The organism is Rhodococcus oryzae (assembly GCF_005049235.1).
Taxonomy (GTDB): domain Bacteria; phylum Actinomycetota; class Actinomycetes; order Mycobacteriales; family Mycobacteriaceae; genus Rhodococcus_G; species Rhodococcus_G oryzae.
The window spans coordinates 14,762-33,123 of sequence record NZ_SUMD01000015.1 but is presented as its reverse complement, the minus strand read 5'-3'; the positions used below and the strand labels follow the sequence as shown (position 1 = coordinate 33,123).

The following is an 18,362-nucleotide window of genomic DNA, read 5'->3' as shown; positions in this document are numbered from 1 at the left end:
ACGCATCACAGAACAGCGAGCCGTCGGACGCAACGAATCACCGCAGCTAAACATACGGGACCGACACGACGAGGCTCGCTGCTGTGGATCAGTGACCGGTCACAAGGCGAACCATCGGATCCTTCGAATGTCGTGCCGCCGCTGCCGCGGCGTCGGCGACCAGGCGGTCGACCACGTCGGCGAAGCCGTCGCCCGCACCGCTGCCGCCCGCCGCGAGCAGGATGGTCGGCACCAGGCTGGTCAGGGCCGTCGTGACGATGGCCTCGACCGCCATGCCGCGGTCGGCGAGCGACGCGGTGAGCAGCTTCAGGCGCTCGTCCATCTGCCCGTAGGTGACGCTGATCCCGTCGTGCTCGAGAGCGATCTCGGCGGGCACCACCTCGGCCACCGCGGCGACCAGGACCGGCAGGTCGTCGACGGTGGGCCCCACGATGCTCGGCGACTCGTCGACGGGCGCGCTCCAGATGTCGATATCGCCGACGATCACCTCGGCGTCATCGGCCACGGCCGTCACGATGCGCAGGAACCGATCGGCGAAGCTGGAGACCGTGGCCTCGTCGAAGAGGGCGGCCGCGTAGTTGAACGAGGCGGACAGGCTGGTCACCTTGCCCTCCGCGTCCCGGTTCTCCACGAGGGTCAGCTGCAGGTCGAGCTTGGCCGCGACCAACCCGCTGTCGAACTCCGACGCCGTCAGGTCCGGGAGCTCCAGGGTCGGACGCCCCAGGTTCTCGAACGAGAGCATCACCTGCGCCAACGGCGAGTAGGCGGTCGACCGCTCCGGGTTGAGCCGCTCCACCACGCTGTCGAACGGCACATCGGCGTGCGCGTAGGCCTCGAGGTCGACCTTCTTGGCCTGCTGGACCACCTGGGTGAAGGTCGCGCCCGGGTCCACCCCCGCCCGCAGGACGAGCGTGTTCACGAACATCCCGACCAGCCCGTCGAGCTCGGCCTCGCCGCGCCCGGCAACCGGGGTGGCGATCGCGATGTCCTCGCCGCCGGTCAGACGGGCGAGCAGCACCGCAAGCGCGGCGTGCGTGACCATGAACAGCGTTGCGTCGTTGCCGCGCGCGATCTCGTGCAGTCGGGCGAGCAGATCCGCGCCGATCTCGAAGTCGACCTTGCCGCCGTCCATCGACTGCCGCGCCGGCCGGGGCCGGTCGGTGGGCAGCTCGATCAACGCAGGCATGCCGCTCAGCGTCCGCTCCCAGAAGTCGAGCTGACGCGAGGCCAGTGACTCGGGGTCGTCCTCGGCGCCGAGGACCTCGCGCTGCCACAGCGCATAGTCCGCGTACTGCACCGGGAGCGGCTCCCAGCCGGGCTCCTGCCCGGTGACCCGCTGCCCGTAGGCGAGCATGACGTCCCGTGCCAGCGGCCCCATGGAGGCGCCGTCGGCGCTGATGTGGTGCACGACCAGCGCGAGCACGAACTCCTGATCGCCCACCTGGAACAACCGCGTCCGCAGCGGCGGCGACGAGGTCACGTCGAAGCCGTTGGAGGCGAACTCGACCAGCCCGCTGGTGAGCGCCTCCTCCGCGCATGCCACCGGGTCGAGATCGATCGGGACCGAGGACACCGGGAGCACGACCTGCCGCGGCACCCCCTCGTCCGCCGGGTAGACGGTCCGCACCGATTCGTGCCGCGCGAGCACATCCGTCACGGCCGAGCCGAGCGCGTCGAAATCGAGGCTGCCGTACAGCCGCACGGCGATCGCGATGTTGTACACCGGCGAGGCGGTGTCGAGCTGGTTGATCAGCCACATCCGCTGCTGCGCGAGCGAGAGTGGGAGGCGATCCGGCCGATCCCCGGCCGCCAGTGCGGGCCGCGGCGCACGTCCGTCCGTGCTGACCGCGCGCGCCGCGAGGTCCCGCACCGTGGACGCCTCGAACAGGTCGCGCACCCCGAGTGCTGCGCCCGCCGCCGAGTTGACCCGGGCCACCACCCTGGTCGCGGACAACGAGTTCCCGCCGAGGGCGAAGAACGAATCGGCCGCCGACACCCGATCCAGACCGAGCACCTCCGCGAAGATCCCGGCAACCAGTTCCTCGACCGGGGAATCGGGCGCGACGAATTCGCCCGCGTCCGAAACGAATTCGGGTTCCGGCAGCGCCTTACGATCGAGCTTGCCGTTCACCGTCAGCGGCAGCGCGTCGAGCAACACGATCGACGAGGGCACCATGTGCCCCGGCAGGCTCTGACCCAGGAACTCCTTCAACTCGGCGGCATCGACCGCCTCCTCGGAGACCGGGACCACGTACGAGGCCAGCAGTATGTCGCCGGAGGGACCGGGACGCCCGACCGTGACCGCGAAGTCGACCGATTCGTGGGCGCCGAGCGCGGCGTCGACCTCACCGAGCTCGATGCGGAAGCCGCGCACCTTCACCTGGAAGTCGCTGCGGCCCACATACTCGATGGCCAAGCCGGTGTCGGTGCCCGGCGCCTCGATCCACCGCACCACGTCCCCCGTGCGGTACATCCGGCTACCGGACGCACCGAACGGGTCGGCCACGAAGCGCTCGGAGCTCAGGCCGGCCCGGCCGTGGTAGCCACGGGCCAGCGCGACCCCCGAGACGTACAACTCGCCCGCGACGCCGACCGGGACCGGGCGCAGTCGCGCGTCCAGGACCACGGCCGACACGCCACGGATCGGTCCGCCGATGGTGACGGGCTCACCCGCGACGAGCCGGTCGCTGATGTTGGTCGCGACCGTGCCCTCAGAGGGGCCGTAGGCGTTGAACATCGCCCGGCCGACGGACCACCGCGCCACCAGGTCCGGGCTGCAGGCGTCGCCACCGACGACGACCGTGCGGACGGTGTCGAGTCCGGACGGATCGACGGTCGCCAGCGCCGCGGGGGTGACGAAGGCGTGGGTCACGCCCTCGGTCGCCAGGAGAGCGCGGAGTTCCTCGCCTCCGTAGATCTCCGGTCCGGCGATCACCATCGTCGCTCCGGCACCGACCGCGAGCAGCAGTTCGAGCACCGAGGCGTCGAAGCTCGGCGAGGAGAAGTGCAGCGTGCGCGAGGACGCGGACAGCGCATACCGCTCCCGCTGCTCGCTCGCGAAGTTCGCCAGCCCGGCGTGGGTGACGACGACGCCCTTCGGCAACCCGGTGGAGCCGGAGGTGTAGATCATGTAGGCGCTGTGCTCGAGCCGCAGCGGCGCCAGCCGCTCCGCGTCGGCGAGGGCGCCCGCCGCGAGGCCCTCGCAGCGCGCGACGAACTGCGGATCGTCGAGCACGACCCAGGTGACCGACTCGGGCAGCCCGGCGCGGTGCGCGGCGACGGTCAGCCCGATACGCACACCCGAATCGGACACCATGTGGGCGATCCGGTCCTCGGGGTAACCCGGGTCGATCGGCAGATACGCGCCGCCCGCCTTCGACACCGACCACACACCGAGCACGGATTCAACCGAGCGCGGCAACGCCAGCGCCACGAACGTCTCCGGGCCGACGCCTGCCGCGATGAGCGCGCGAGCCACCCGGTTCGAGCGCTCGTCGAGTTCGGCATAGGTCAGCTCACGGCCGCCTGCGACCAGCGCCACCGACTGCGGGTTGGCCGTTGCCGCGGCCGAGAGCAGCTCGGGCAGAGTCGATCCCGCGACGGCGCCCGTGCCCCGTACCGGCACCAGCCGGGCGCGCTCGTCGTCCCCGAGCAACTCGATCCCGCCGACGCGCGCATGCTGGTCCGCCGCGAACGCCTCGAGCACCCGCACGAGGCGGCTGAGGAAGCCCTCGACCGCGGCGCGGTCGAAGACCGACGGCATGTACTTGAGGTTCAGCTCGAGCGTCTCGCCGAGCAGTCCGACAACCGCGAGCGGGTAGTGCGAGCCGTCACGGACCCCGACATCGAGCAGACGCATGCCCGCGATGTCGGAGTGCTCGGTCAGCCCCTGCCGATCGACGGGGTAGGACTCGAGCACCACCAGGGTGTCGAACAGGTTTCCCTTGCCCTGCGCCGTGAGGATCTCGCTGAGGCCCATGTGCTGATGGCCGAGGGTCTCCGACTGCTCACGCTGGACGCGCGAGAGCAGCTCCGCAACCGACTCCTGGGAATCGAGCTCGATCCGGACGGGGACCGTGTTGATGAAGAGTCCGACCATCGATTCCACGCCTGCCAACTCCGGCGGACGCCCCGAGACGGTGGCCCCGAAGACGATGTCGTCGCGGGCGGTGAGCTGGCCGAGCACCACACCCCACGCCGCCTGCAGCAGCGTGTTCGTGGTGACCTCGAGGGAGCGACCCAGCTCGGACAGGCGCCGGTCGAGGTCGGCGGACAACGCCGCGGACACCTCCTCGGGCACCGCGTCCTCCGCGGCCGCCTCGCTGCGGGCCGCCAGCAGGGTCGGCTCTTCGATGCCCGCGAGCACCCGTTGCCACCTGGCCTTGGTGGCCTCGGCATCCTGGGCCGCCAGCCACGCGAGGAAATCCCGGTACGAGCGGGCCCTCGGCAGCACCTCGGACGAACCGGCCGCCGCGTAGAGGGTCAGCAGATCGCGGATGATCAACGGGGTCGACCAGCCGTCCATCAGGATGTGGTGGTTGGTGACCGTCAGCAGCCACTTCGCGGGTGCCGTCTTGATCAGGTGGAAGCGGGTCAGCGGCGCCGAACCGAGATCGAATCGGGTGGTCCGATCCGCCTCCAGGATCCGCTCCACCTCGACCGCGGCGGCCTGCGGGTCCATCGACGACAGGTCGGTGTGCGTCCACGGCAACTGCGCATCGTGCAGCAACACCTGCAGGACCTCGCCCCCGTCCTCGTCCTGGACGAAGGCGGTCCGGAAGTTCTCGTGCCGGTCGATCAGCGCCTGGCCGGCCGTCCGGAGGCGATCGACATCGACGTCGCCGCCGAGTTCGAGCAGGATCTGGGCGGTGTAGACGTCGACGTCCGAGGACAGCAGCGAATGGAAGTACATGCCGTGCTGCAGCGGAGCCAGCGGCCACACGTCGGTGAGCTTCGGGTACCGCTGCTCGAGCCGGTCGACCTGCTTCTGCGACAGCTCGACGAGATTCAGGTCGGACGGCGTCAATCCGCCTGCGTCGCTTCCGCTCGCAAACGTCGCGATCGCCTCGAGCGCGCAGGCCCACCAGTGCCCGAGCGATCGGGTCTCGTCCTCGCTGAGCAGTCCGCCCGCGAACGTGAACGAGGCGGCGAGGTGCGCGTTCGGGCCCTCGCCCTCGATGCCCGCGTTGATCTCGACGGTCGCCGACAGCGGGGTCGTGCCGTCGGTGGTCGACATGAATCCACCGATGCCGACGGAGTCGTCCGGCGTCCACGGGGCGCCGATGAGGTGCTCGCCGACAGACGCCGTGCGTCCCAGGTAGTTGAAGATGATCTGCGGCTCGGCCATGGCGGCCAGCCGGGTCCCGGTCGCCTCCCCGAGGTGACGCAGCATGCCGTAGCCGAGGCCACCGTCGGGAACTGCGAGCAACTGCTCCTTGACCGCCTTGACCACCGCACCCGCGGCCGGACCCGCTGCGAGCGCATCGTCGAGATCCGCGCCCGCGAGGTCGAGCCGAACCGGGAAGATGCTGGTAAACCAGCCGACCGTGCGGGACAGGTCGGCCCCGGCGATCACGTCGTCGTCGCGCCCGTGCCCCTCGAGGGACAACAGGACAGAGGACTCGTCGACGCCGCGGTCGCGGCGCCAGCGGGCGACCGCGAGCAACAGTGCCGACAGCAGTCCGTCGTTGACGCCACCGTGGAACGCACGGGGGATGCTGGTCATCACGGCCGAGGTGACCTCGGGCGAGATGTCGATCCGGACCGTCTGCGCGGTCTCCGCCGTGTCGACGGCCGTGTCGAGCGCGCGCGAGCCGAGCACGGTGTCCGGCCCGTCGAGAACCTCTCGCCAGCGGTCGAACTCGTCCGCGCGGGCGTCGCTGCCCGCCTCCTCGGACAGGCTGTGCGCCCACCGGCGCATGGAGGTGCCGACCGGCTCGAGCGCCACCGGTTGTCCGGATGCGGTTTTCGACCACGCGATCGCGACGTCGGGAATCAGCACTCGCCAGGAGACACCGTCGACGGCGAGGTGGTGGATCACGATCAGCAGTCGACCCGCACCTGACGGCGAGGTCGTCCTGACCACGGCCACCATCACCCCGGCGGCGGGGTCGAGTCGGTCGGCAGCCGCGTCGAGCAGTTCGTCGACGGCGGCCTCGAACTCATCGGTACCGGGCTCGACAGCGAGGGCGACCGTGCGCATGAGGTCTCCGGCACGCACCACACCGGGCTCGCCGACCTGGAAGATCCACTCCCCGTCCGCATGTCGCAACAGACGTGAACGCAGCGCATCGTGGTGATCGAGCACGGACTGCAGCGCGTCCCGCAGGTGTCCGTCGTCGACGGCGTCGGGCAGCGTCAACAGGACCGCCTGGGCCAGCCGGTCGAAGCGTCCCCGATCGACCATCCACCGGACCACCGGCAACAGCGGGAGGTCACCGACGCCCCCGCCCGGCAACTCGTCGAGCACGAACTGGACGTCGTCGCTGAGCTGACGGCGCGTGACCACTTCGGCGAGGCCCGCGACCGTCTTACAGTCGAACACGTCGCGGGTGGTGAACACCGCGCCGGCCTCCTTGGCGCGGGAGACCAGCTGGATCGACATGATGCTGTCACCGCCGAGCGCGAAGAAGCTGTCCTCCACGCTGACCTCGTCGAGGCCGAGCACCTCGGCGAACACCGCGGCGATGGTCTTCTCCATCGCGGTGGCGGGCGCCACGAATGCGGAAACCGGGGTCCGGAAGTCCGGTTCCGGCAACGCCTTCCGGTCCACCTTCCCGTTCGCGGTCAGCGGCAGCCGATCCAGGACGATGATCGATGCGGGAACCATGTAGCTGGGCACCACTTCGCCGACGTGACCGATGACGGCGGCGACGTCGAGGTCGGCGCCCGCGGCCGGAACGGCGTAGCCGATCAGTCGCTGCCCGAGATCGCTCTCGTGGACCAGCACGGTGGCCGCCACCACGTCCGGGTGCGCGAGGACGGCGGCCTCGATGTCGCCCAGCTCGATCCGGAGTCCGCGGATCTTCACCTGGAAGTCGCTGCGGCCCTGGAACTCGAGCTCGCCATCGGAGTTCCACCACACCACGTCGCCGGTGCGGTACATACGCGTCCCGGCGCCGCGGAAGGGGTCCGCTACGAACGTCGACGCGGTGAGGCCGAACCGGTTGCCGTATCCACGCGCGACACCGGCGCCACCGACGTACAGCTCCCCGGTCACCCCCGCGGGGACGGGCCGCAGGTGCTCGTCGAGGACGTACAGATCGACGTTGGGCAGCGGCCCACCGATCGGGATCCGCCCATCCGGGTAGCTCGCATGGTCGACGGACACCTCGTGGAAGGTCGTCATGTCGGTCACCTCGGTGGGACCGTAATGGTTGACCAGTCGGGTGCCTGCCGCGGCGAGATGACCCAGCCGGTCCACGCGCATGGCCTCGCCACCGAGGAAGACCGCATCGAGCTTGGGCAGGACGCCCCTGGTGTCGTGATCGAGCAGGACGTTGAACAGGCTCGGCGCCATGTTCGCGACCCGCACGACCTCGCTGTCGACGATGTCCAGGACCTCGACCGGGTCGAACGGATCGCCCGCGAGGTGGACCGACCAGCCCTCCGACAGTCCAACCCAGACGTTCTTCTGGGTGGCATCGAAACTGGGTGAGCCGGCCACGATCAGGCCCTGGCCGGGCTGCAGCGCAACCTCTCCGCGGTACCAGTCCACGTTGTTCGCGAACCCGTGCATGGGGACCAGCGTCGGCTTCGGCCTACCTGTCGAACCCGAGGTCGAGATGACGTAGGCGATGCGCTCGCCCGCGCACGGCTCGGCCCACCGGTTCACGGGGGCGGTGGGATCGAGCTCGGCGACGGCGGCCTGCGAGATCGGATCGTCGAGCAGGATAACCTGGCCGTCGAATCCCGCCCGCTCCCACGAGCTCGTGGCGACCACGCAGCTCACCGCGCAGTCCTCCAGGATCGACTGCACCCGATCGGTTGGCAGCGTCGGATCGACGTAGGCGTACGCGGCCCCCGCCTTCCACGTGGCCAGCATCCCGACCACCCAGTCCACCGACCGCGGCACCATCAGCGCCACGATGTCGTCGGCCCCGACGCCCCTGGCGATCAGCTCGCGCGCGAGCTGATTGGCGCGCCGGTCGAGCTCACCCCTGGTGACGGACTTTCCGGACCCGACCACCGCGACCGCGCCTGCGTCACGCCGAACGCTCTGTTCCCAGCGATCGATGATGTTCGACTCGAAGGGGGCCGACCCGCCCGCGCCGAGGGATCGGAGGTGCTCCGCCTCCCCCACCTCGAGGAGGTCGATGCCGCGCACCTCGGAATCGCGCGCCGCCGACAGGAAGCGCTCGAGATAGCTGAGGAATCGATGGTGGTAGGCGTCGAGATCAGACGCGCCGTAGAGGTTGGGGTTGCCCTCGAAGTCGATCTGAACGCTCTTGCCCGCGACGCTCGGGTAGAGGTTGACGGCGAGGTCCTCCACGGGGCCCGTGCTGAGCACGGTGAACCGGCCCGTGAGATCACCGAGTCGGATCTCGCGGTGGAACATCATGATGTTGATCGACGGTCCGAAGAAACCGCGCTGGCCGTCGACGGTTCCGGCATCGCGGCGCATGTCCTCGTGCCGGTACCGCTGGCGCCGCAGGGCACCGGTCAGCTCGAGGTTCGCCTTCCCGATCAGGTCCTCGACGGTGGTGTCGCCCTCGATCCGCAGCCGGATCGGCACAACATTGGACACCATGCCGCCCGACCTGCGCAGTACCGCGGACGATCGTGCGGAGACCGGCAGGCTCAGGACCACGTCGGCGTTGCCGGTCATCGCGGCGAGGTAGCCGGCGAAGGCGGCGACGATGGCGGGGGTCTCGCCGACGACGCTCGCGGACGCCGTCGCGCTGAGCAGCTCGGCCGTGGACGGCGGTACCTGCTCGCCCGCCACGGTGGCATGCGAGTCGACGGGCGCGGTTCGGCCCGCGAGGCTGGGCGCCGCAGGCAGGTCGACGACCCGCTCGATCCAGTACTCCCGGTCACGCTGGAAGCGGTCGGAGTTGCGGTAGGCGAGCTCGTCCTCGTAGATCTCGACGAGATCGGCAGCCTTGCCCGGAGTGATCTCCCGGCCCTCTACGAGCGCCGTGTACACCTCCGCGGCGCGGTTGAGCATGTTCATCGCGCCGAAGCCGTCGATGGAGATGTGATGGAAGCGGCAGTACCAGTAGCTGCGATCGTCGGCCAGCTTCAGAACCGTCGACACGTTGAGGCGCTCGACGAACAGGTCACGAGCGGATCCGTAGTCGTTGCGCATCCAGGCCTGTGCCGCCGCGATCGGATCCTCGTGCCCCGAGAGGTCGATGAACTCGACGCGGTCGTCGATCGTTCGATCGACGACCTGCTGGGGAAGACCGTCATCGGCGATCAGTCGCAGGTAGGCGGAGCCGAGCTCCATGCCGGCGAATCGGCATGCCGCCGTGAGGACATCCACGTCGAGGACACCGTCGACCTCGACGTACTGAGCGATGTTGAGGGGAACATCTCCTGCGGCCTGCTGAGCGAACCACATGCCACGCTGCGCGGACGAGAGCGGAAACGGTGCGGCATCCTGCGGGTGCGCGCTCACCTGCGCCCCTTCATCCGAAGATTCAGCAGGTCCGACCGTACCCAGGGCGTCCAACGTTCGCTCCCCCATCTCGACGACACTCCGTCGCTGTATCCCGTCATGGCCCCGCCCAAGCGGCGAAATGGTCTTCCGTTCAGTCCACCCATCACATCGCCGCTCGAACGATCCGCGTTAGCCGTTTTCCCGAAGTAACCCGGCGCCGCACACATAAGTCCACGTCAGCGAGGGTGCCCGCCATCGGTGAACAGCGCGCACGGTCCATCGACCGCGTCGAGGATCGCTCGATCGGCCTATGCAGGTTGCGGAGCCTGCCTCCACCTCCCAATGACCCCCGTCACAGCACGCAGTCCGTCATGACCTGCAATACAGCAACCGAAATCATCGCACACCAAAGACGGGAGACCCATTCAGCCGACACGCGTTACGCGCTATTTGCTACCAGCACCCGACTGTTACTAGCGAGTAACTTAGCGTTCATCACATTTCGGCGAAACCCGCCCCCGCGGACTAGATCAGCGCCCGTCCGGTGCCGATCCGCCGGCGAAGGTCGCGCATCAGCACGTAGTTGGCTCCGTGCCGGACGAAGCGAGGCAGGAACCGATTGACGAACGAGACGAATACGAACAGGTGCTCGAATCGCCTGCGGTCGTCCTCGTTCCACTCGACCCGGAGCTGCTCGCGGAACAGCGGCGGCAGGAAACCGACGGTCAGGAACGACAACAGGTTCCCGAAGACGAGCCGCAGCGGCCACCCGATCATCCGCAGGTTCACCAGGTCCATCAGGTAGGAGCGGACAGTGTCGTCCATCGACACCCGCAGGCATGCGTTGTTCCAGTAACCGTCGAAGTCGGCCCGGGTGGAGGGCCACATCTCCTCGGTGACCTGCAGGGTCGTGCCCAGCGTGCTGGACGACTGATAGAAGGACTCCGCCTGCTCCTCGGACATCGCGCCGTGCAGGAGTTGGTGGGTGTCCTCGAACCCGATGTACAGGCAGGCCGCCACCCACAGCTGGAGCTCGCGATCGAAGGCGTTGTACTTGACCGGGCTGTTCTCGTCCGAGCGCACCTGCCGGTGTGCGGCGTTGACCGCCTCCCGGTAGGCGAGACGTTCCTCGTCGGTTCCCAGAATCGCGACCGTGAGGTACTGAAAGGTCGTCCTGGCCCGCTTCCAGGGGTGTCGCATGAGGCTGCCGGACTCCACCTTGCTCTCGATCACCCCGTAGGCCACCTCGGGCCGGCTCAGCTGCATGACCACGTTCGCCGCGCCGCCTGCGAAGGACCAGAAGTCCAATGCCTCGGAGATGTGCGCGGGTCGCCGCGTCCACCCGCGCTCGGACGAGGTGATCCGGATGCGGGTCTGTGCCGTGGTCAGGGCCGATCCACCGGCCGAGGCCTCCGGGTGGTGAGTGGGCATCGCTTCCCCTGTCCTCGTACGTGACTATTTGGTGTCGACGTTGTCGACGATCCATCGGTCGCCCTCACGGACGAGAGAGACCACCATCCGGTACTTCTGGGAGTTGCCGTCGGGCGAGACGACGTTCTTCGCCTGCTGGTCCACGAAGACGAGCACCAGCGCGGATGAGTCGTCGATGCGCTCGACCGCCACGTGGTCCGCGGTCGCGGTCGCCTGGCCCTTGCCCTCCGTGACGATCTGCGCGAGCGCGTCGACCATCTGGTTGTACTTGTCCGCGAAAGCCGGGGTCGACATCTCCATGATCGCGTCCCGGTTCGCATCCAGGCTCTGGAAGTCGAACGAGGACATCGCCACCGAGTACTCCCGCGCGATGTCGACAGCCTCGGCGCGCAGCGCGTCGAGGTGCCGGGCACGGAGTACCTGGATCGTCAGCGCGGCCGACGTGGCGAGCAGCGCGAGCACCACCAGCAGCGCCACCAGCGCCGACGGTCGACGCAGCGAAGCGATCGCGCGGCGTGGCGGCACGGGCTCGATCTCGCTTTCCGCTGTGGTCGTGGGCGCGTCGGACCCTCGCGGCGTAGCGGCTGTGATGCTGTCAGTTGTCATCGTCCGAGATCCTCCAGAAGCGATTTCCAGTAGTTCAATGCCTCGACCCCGGTGGGGATGAGGATCGGGTCGGCGACAACGGGGGGACCGATGGGGGTCCCTGGCGTTGTGGCGTTCTGCAGGCCGAGATCGTCGGGCCTGGGTGCGTTCCTGGCGCCACGCTGAGCGATGTTCGTTCCCGGCGGGCAGTAGTAGGTGAGATCGGTTTCGGTCGGACTCACGTCTCCGACCGCTCTGCGCACGGTGTCGTAACTGCAGACCGGTCCCTGTGTGGCGACGAGAGCGAAGTTCGCGCGGTCCCCTGTGACGATCGACTCCAGCTTGCCCAGACCCTGTGGAATACCGACGAGACCGGCGGCGAGGGCGTCGCTGCGATCCGAGATGACCGGCTCCACGGTCACCAGATTCGCGAGCACGGCACCGAAGGTGTCGTGGTAGCGGTCGAACAGGGTCCTCGCATTGCCGAGCGCCTGCGGGGAGGTGTCGGCGAGGTAGACGAGAACTGGGGCGCTCGAGTCGAGCTGCTCGGTGAAGTTGCGCGCGGCCGCCATCCCCCGCCCGAACGAATCGGACTGTCCCGCCATCGCTCCGACCAGACTCGTGGTCCGCTCGAGAAGGGCCTTGAGCATCGGAGCCTGCTCGTCGAGCTGAGCCGACAGCCGGTCTCCGTGATCGATCATGCTCGCCATCGCCGGACCGAGACCGTCGAACGACGCGCCGAGCTCCGTTCCGATATCGCTGACCGCCTGCGGATCGATGTCCTCGAGCAGTCGGGCTGCCTGCAACATCATCTGACCCATCTGGACCGGCTGCGCCTCGGCGGGCGCGGCGAGCTCGTCGCCCTCCGCGAGGTAGGGGCCCAGCTCGGTGTTGGGGAAGATGTCGACGTTCTGGATGCCCGCGGCCGTCCCCATCCCGACCCGGGCGACGCTGTCCCGCGGGATCAGGATCCCCGGGTCCAGGTCGAACTCCACACGGGCACCACGGATGTCGGGGTCGAGAGACACCCCCGCCACCTTCCCGACCGTGACCCCCCGGTAGGTGACGCTGGTGCCCGCGGTGAGCCCGAGCGCGTCCGTCATCGTGGCATGCACCCGGACCGGGTCCCCGAACGCCTGCGGCCCGAGGACGTAGTTGATGCCGAACGGGATGACGATCGCCGACGTGAGGGCGAACAGCACCAGCTGGACGAGCACGAGGCGCCTCATCGGACACCACCCGAGATCGGCGCAGACAACGGGACACCGCCGGTCAGCAGCGATGCCAGTGTGCCCGCGGGCGGGCTCGCGGCGCCGCCGGGCAGCGCTCCTCCGATGATCAGCTTGTCAATACCTCCCGGAATGTCTAGCGCGCCATCGAAGTTCAGGTAGTCCCCGTGCACCGAGCGCCCGAAGTTCCCCAGGAACGTGTTCATGTTGTCCAGCGTCGTGGCAATCCTGCCGTTGACGCTGTTCAACGCCCCGATCACCGTGCCGGCATCGGCGAGCATGCCGTCGATGCCCTGCGGCGACGCAGCGAGAATGGCGTCGGTGCTACTCGCGAGTGCGGTCGTCGAGGCGAGCAGCGACGCAATGGAATCCCGTTGCTGCGTGAGCAGTTCGACCGCACCCGGCATCGCGTCGAGGTAGCCGTCGACGACCCGTTGCTGATCGGCCAGCTGCTGCGAGACCCGTGCCGCGAGGTCGATGGCGGCATCGAACTCGGCCTGATTGGCGGTCGCGCCCGCCATCAACGAGGCCAACGTGTCCATCAGTCCCCGCACCTCCCCCGACCGGCCCGCGAACGCCGTGTTCAACTCGCCGACGACGGTCTGCAATTGGCTCAACCCGCTTCCGCTGACGATCGTGCCGAGGGTGGCCAGCGCACTCTCGATCTGCGGACCGATCGTCGTGCGGGACTCGGCGATGACGTCGCCGTCCCGCAGCGGCCGCGACGAGGGCTGCGTTGGTTCGGCGAGCCGGATGAACGGGTTTCCCAGCGCGGACGGAAGTTCCACGGACGCCTCGACGTTGTCCGGCAATTCGATCGCGAGTTCGAGACTCAATGCGACCCTCGCGCCCACCGTGTCGGTCGCCAGGCCCGCGACGCGACCGATCACCTTCTGCCCGTTCAGCACGTCGGCACCCGGCAGCAATCCATCCGCGGTGGCGAGCTCCAGCGTGACCGCGTAGTCGGGACCGTCCGCCGTGCGGCCGAGCGGCAGGTCCGCGATGCCGATGCCGCAGCCCGCGAGTGGCAGACTGCCTGCCAGCGCGGCGCAGGCGAGACCGATCGACGTGCGGCGCATCAGTTCCCCCTCGGCGCCTGCGCGGCCCCGGTGACCGCCGAGACGATGCCGAGCGGATCGGAGGCACTGACCGGGAAGGAGATCGGATTGGTGAACCCGGCCCCGGTACAGAGCGGCAGCGGGTAGGCGTCACAGAGCGGCTTCGCGACGGCGAACTGGGTCAGCGCCGTCGACACATTCAGCCGGATCCGGCCCCGATTGTCGGGCCCGACGGTGTTCGACAGGTTCTGCATCAGCAGCGGCACCACGTCCATGAACTCGGCGAGGCCGGCCTGGTTCGCGGCAAGCGTGTCGCCGAGCACCCGGGTGTTCTCGGCCACCGTGCCGATATCGTCCCCGTGTCGGGTCATGAAGGCGTTGACCTGATCGAGCACAACGCGCAGGTCCTGCAGCGGTCCGGCGATGTCGATCTTCTGCGCCGACCATTCGTCCCCGAGCTCCCCGAGGTCGGCAACGAGCGCGTCCAAGTTCACCTGACGGGCATCCAACGCGGCCATCAGGGCATTGAGGTTGCGCACCAGCGCACCGATGTCCTCGGCCCGCGCTCCCACCACTCCCGTTGCCGCGCTGAGGCTCTTGATGGCGGCGTTGAACTGGTCACCGTTGCCGCGCCAGTTGTCCGCCACCTCGGTCAGCAGGTCGCCGGTGCTGGCACCCGGCCGGTCCGGTGCACCGCCACCGAGGGCATCCGTGAGCGTGCTGATGCTCCCCATCAGCCCGTCGAAGTCGATCGGGGCGTGGCTGCGTTCCAGCGGGATCTGGGCACCGTCCGCGAGTAGCGGCCCGCCACCGTAGGTGGGTCCGAGTTCGACGTGCCGGTCGCTGATCACCGACGGATTGAGCACGTAGGCACTGGCATCTGCTGGCAACTCCACCTCACCGGGCACCGTCATCGTCACGCGCACCGAGGTGCCCTGCGGCTCCACCGCGATCACGGAGCCGACCGGGACGCCGAGCACGGTGACCTTGCTCCCGGGATAGATCCCGTTGACGTAGCTGAAGTTCGCGTGCACGGTCTTCGCATCGTCGGTGCGGGCGAAGACGAACCATCCAGCCGCCAGCAGCGCGACGGCGAGCGTGAGCGCGGTCGCGACCCGCGACCATCGGGCGGCGGTCATCTGCACCCCTGCATCACTCCGAGGGCACACAGCATGTTGTCCGGGATCACCGCGGCGGGCGCGTTGACGTCGGTCCAGGCCCCGTTACCGGTCGCATCTGTCGCGGATCGGAGGGCGGGGGGAAGCCTGTCCATCAGCAACTCGATGTTGCCCGCGTTCGTCTTCAGGGTGTCGGTGATCGACACGAGGTTGGTGACCAGCTGTCCGAACTCCTCCTGATGGTCGGACATCGAGGCGGACAGGGTCGCCACCACCGTGCTGAGGTTGTCCACCAGTTCGGTCAGCGCCTGCTTCCTGACGGCGAGGATCTGCAACACCATCTGCGCGTTCGACATCGTCGTCGCCAGCGAATCACTCTGACGGACAACGAGATCGGAGAGCGAACGGGACATGACGAGGAGTTCGTCTATCTGCTGCCCGTTCTCGGCGAACGCGGCCGATGCGCCGCTGAGCCCGGCGAGGGTCTTCCCGAGTTGGTCCGAATCGGCGGGCATGATCTGGGACAGCGTGGTCATCATCGCCTGAATCGAGTCCACATCGACACCCTCGGCGGCCGCCGTCGCGTCCCTGCTGACGTCATCGAGGCTGTACGGAACGGTGGTGCGGGAGCGTGGGATGACGGTGCCTCCGTCGTCCACCCCTGCGGGCACGATCTCGAGGTACCGCTTGCCGAGTACCGTCTTGAGCCGCACGGTTGCGGTGCTCTGATTGCCGAGTGGCTGCTGCTTGTCCAACCGGAAGTCGACACGGACGTGGTCACCTGACAACTCGATTCCCTCCACCCGGCCGGTAGGGACCCCTGCCACGTACACGGGGTCGCCTCCGGACAACCCGGCGGCGTTGTCGAGTTCGGCGACAAAGGGACCGGTCCGCGCCAGATACCACGCCTTCGGCGCGCCGATCGCGATCCCGAGGCCCACTACCAGTGCGATGATCCCGAGGGCACCCAGCACCATCGGCGTGCCACTGCCAGGCCGCCGCTCGCCGGTGAACAGAAACCGCGTGGCGCCGACGAACACGTCGATCAGCTTCACCAGGAACATCATGAGCACACCGGCGAATGCGCTGCGCCGAAGGTGTTTGCTTCCACATCGCCCGCCTTCAGGGTGAAGTTGCAGAGGTAGAGATTGACGAACCCGCCGTAGCTGCCCATCCGGTTGATCTCGGCCCCGAATTCCGGCATCTCGGCCACGAAAGCGTTGAACTCATCGGTGCTCGCGACCCAGCTGTCGGTCACCGCCTTCAGATCGGTCACGGACCTCCCGAAGGCCCCGTTGGACCGAGCCATCGCCTGCGCCATCTGAGCGACCGCCCGGTTCCCGTCGCCGAGCAGGGCGATCAATTGGTCGCTGTTGCCCGCCACCGAAGTGCTCAGCCCGCTGAGCCCTGCCAGCAGCTGCTCGAGCTGAGGGGCTCTCGCTTCGACCGAGCCCAGCAGCGAGGCCAGGTTGTCGACCAGCTGCTCGATCACGTCCTGCCGATCGACCAGCCCGGTGCTCAGCGAGCCGATCTGTGCGAGCAGGGTCGCGATCGTCTGTCCCTGTCCGCTGAAGGTCTCGACGAATCCACGGGTGAGGGTGTTGACCTGATCGGGGGCGAGCGCATCGAACAGCGGTCGAAACCCGTTCATCAGAGCGGTCAGGTCCACCGGCGGCGTGGTCTGCGCGACCGGGATCAGCCCACCCGGTTCGAGGGCAGCCGGGCTCTGCCCGATCGCCACGGTGTCGATCGCGACGCCATCCGGTTGGGTCAGCGCGATGTAGCGTGCGCCCAGCATGTCGCCGTATCGGACCGCGGCGGTGATGTCCCGGGCCAGTCGGTGCTCCGATTCGACCTCGATCCGGACCACGGCCTTGCTGGTGCCGCCGCCCGCGTCGGCGAAGTCGATGGTCTCGACGCGCCCCACCCGAACGCCTGCCATGGTCACCGGATTGCCGGGACTCAGGCCCTCCACGTCGGTGAATTCGAGGGTGTACCGATCGGTGGCGCCGCGCACCGGAACCGTCAGCGTGTTCACCACGAAGGACCCGCACAGCACGCCGGTCAGGCAGAATCCAACAGCCTTCAGCGCGGGCACCCAACCGATCTTCATCGGACGGCCACCTCGCTGCCGCGCACCATCGGCCCGAGCATGACGACGGTGGCCGGGTTCGGGACCGCATCAGGGTCGGTGCTGGCCGGATTCTCGCGCAGACCGGCCTCGAGAAGGTTCAGCACGGGGGCCTCGCGTCCCACATCGACAACGGGCTGGCGTCCCGGTTGCACGGACAAGACCTGGGCCCCGCCGCAGTCGGCGCCGTACTCGTCGCCGTAGCGCGGGCAGTCGGACGCCGTGTATGGCAGCGGGCCCTGAAAGGTCGGCACCGCGGTGATGTTGAACTTTCCCGTGGCGAACACGCGAGCGCCCGCCGCCCCGAAGGTCTCGGCCCCGGACAGGGTGTCGACCAGGCCGGCCGGGTTCGCCGCTGTGGTCGCGAGGATCGTGCCCGTCGAATCGACCACGGTGATGATCTGATCGCGCTGCTCGCCGACGAACGACGCCGCCACCGAGGCGAATCCCGCCGCGCTCCCGAACATCGCCGCCACCTGCTCGCCGTGATCGACCATTCGCTGCGATACCGATGTCGCCGCGGTCAGGGTGGCGAGCACGTCCGGCGTCGCCGTGTCGAGCGCCGCCATCACCGAACGGAAATCGGGAGTGGCCCCGACGAACTGCTCGGCGGCGGGGCCGAGCGTTCGCGATGCCGAGCCGAGCCGGTCGACGATTCGGCCGACCGTCTCCCCCCGCCCGTCGAGCGCCTGGCCAAGCGCGGTCAGCGCGGACTGCATCTTCTGAGGCTGCATGTGGTCGAGGACGTCGACCATCTTCTTGTAGACCCCGTAGAGCGCCACCGCGTCCGGACCGGCATCGACAGCGATCGCGTCACCGTCCGCGAGCGCGACCCCAGCCCGTGCGTTCGGGTCGTCGACCAACTGGATGTAGATGTCCCCGAAGAACGTCCGGGGTACCACCCGCGCGCGGACCGAGGACGGCACCTGCCCGATCGCGGCGGCATCGATCTGCAGCCGCACCACGGACGACTCTGTGCCCGAGTCGATTCCGGCAATCCTGCCGATATTGACACCGGAATAGCGCACCGGCGCTTCACCGGTGATCAGGCCCGCGGACGCGGGAATGGCGACGACCACCTCGGGATCGCGCTGCAGGTTCCCCGATCCGCGCAGCACCAGCGTCACCGCGACGAGCACACCGACGAGCACGGCGACCGCCCCGCGCAGCGCCAGCCACGCGCGCGATCGTCCCGTGAACTGGTCCACC

At 68.7% G+C, this 18,362-nt stretch carries 9 protein-coding genes; all 9 read right to left on the bottom strand.

Annotation, left to right across the window (positions count from 1 at the left end; genetic code table 11):
• Positions 1-88: 88 nt before the first annotated feature.
• The 9 genes from FCG67_RS23025 to FCG67_RS22985 all read right to left on the bottom strand — a co-directional run bounded on the left by FCG67_RS23025 (position 89) and on the right by FCG67_RS22985 (position 18,361).
• On the bottom strand, positions 89-9,619 hold the full coding sequence (locus tag FCG67_RS23025) for a non-ribosomal peptide synthetase (protein WP_169310602.1): 9,531 nt from the start codon (positions 9,617-9,619) through the stop codon (positions 89-91).
• A 507-nt stretch (positions 9,620-10,126) separates the two neighbouring features.
• Positions 10,127-11,032 (bottom strand): oxygenase MpaB family protein, encoded by a 906-nt coding sequence (locus FCG67_RS23020; RefSeq protein ID WP_136911933.1) that lies wholly within the window; start codon positions 11,030-11,032, stop codon positions 10,127-10,129.
• A gap of 24 nt (positions 11,033-11,056) precedes the next feature.
• Positions 11,057-11,638: a mce associated protein mas1a gene (locus tag FCG67_RS23015; protein ID WP_211243304.1), complete on the bottom strand. Its 582-nt coding sequence runs from the start codon at positions 11,636-11,638 to the stop codon at positions 11,057-11,059.
• On the bottom strand, positions 11,635-12,846 hold the full coding sequence (locus tag FCG67_RS23010; protein ID WP_136911932.1) for an MlaD family protein: 1,212 nt from the start codon (positions 12,844-12,846) through the stop codon (positions 11,635-11,637). The genes FCG67_RS23015 and FCG67_RS23010 overlap by 4 nt, the downstream gene beginning before the upstream one ends.
• The gene (locus tag FCG67_RS23005) at positions 12,843-13,925 is read right to left on the bottom strand and encodes an MCE family protein (protein WP_136911931.1); all 1,083 of its coding nucleotides are present in this window, start codon (positions 13,923-13,925) and stop codon (positions 12,843-12,845) included. Before FCG67_RS23005 ends, FCG67_RS23010 begins: the two co-directional genes overlap by 4 nt.
• Positions 13,925-15,043, bottom strand: coding sequence for an MCE family protein (locus tag FCG67_RS23000; protein WP_136911930.1), 1,119 nt, complete (start codon positions 15,041-15,043; stop codon positions 13,925-13,927). The genes FCG67_RS23005 and FCG67_RS23000 overlap by 1 nt, the downstream gene beginning before the upstream one ends.
• Entirely contained in the window at positions 15,040-16,086 is a 1,047-nt protein-coding gene (locus tag FCG67_RS22995) for an MCE family protein (RefSeq protein ID WP_136911955.1), read from the bottom strand. Before FCG67_RS22995 ends, FCG67_RS23000 begins: the two co-directional genes overlap by 4 nt.
• Positions 16,086-17,135, bottom strand: coding sequence for an MCE family protein (locus FCG67_RS22990; RefSeq protein WP_136911929.1), 1,050 nt, complete (start codon positions 17,133-17,135; stop codon positions 16,086-16,088). Before FCG67_RS22990 ends, FCG67_RS22995 begins: the two co-directional genes overlap by 1 nt.
• Positions 17,132-18,361: an MCE family protein gene (locus tag FCG67_RS22985; protein WP_136911928.1), complete on the bottom strand. Its 1,230-nt coding sequence runs from the start codon at positions 18,359-18,361 to the stop codon at positions 17,132-17,134. The genes FCG67_RS22990 and FCG67_RS22985 overlap by 4 nt, the downstream gene beginning before the upstream one ends.
• Position 18,362 lies beyond the last annotated feature (1 nt).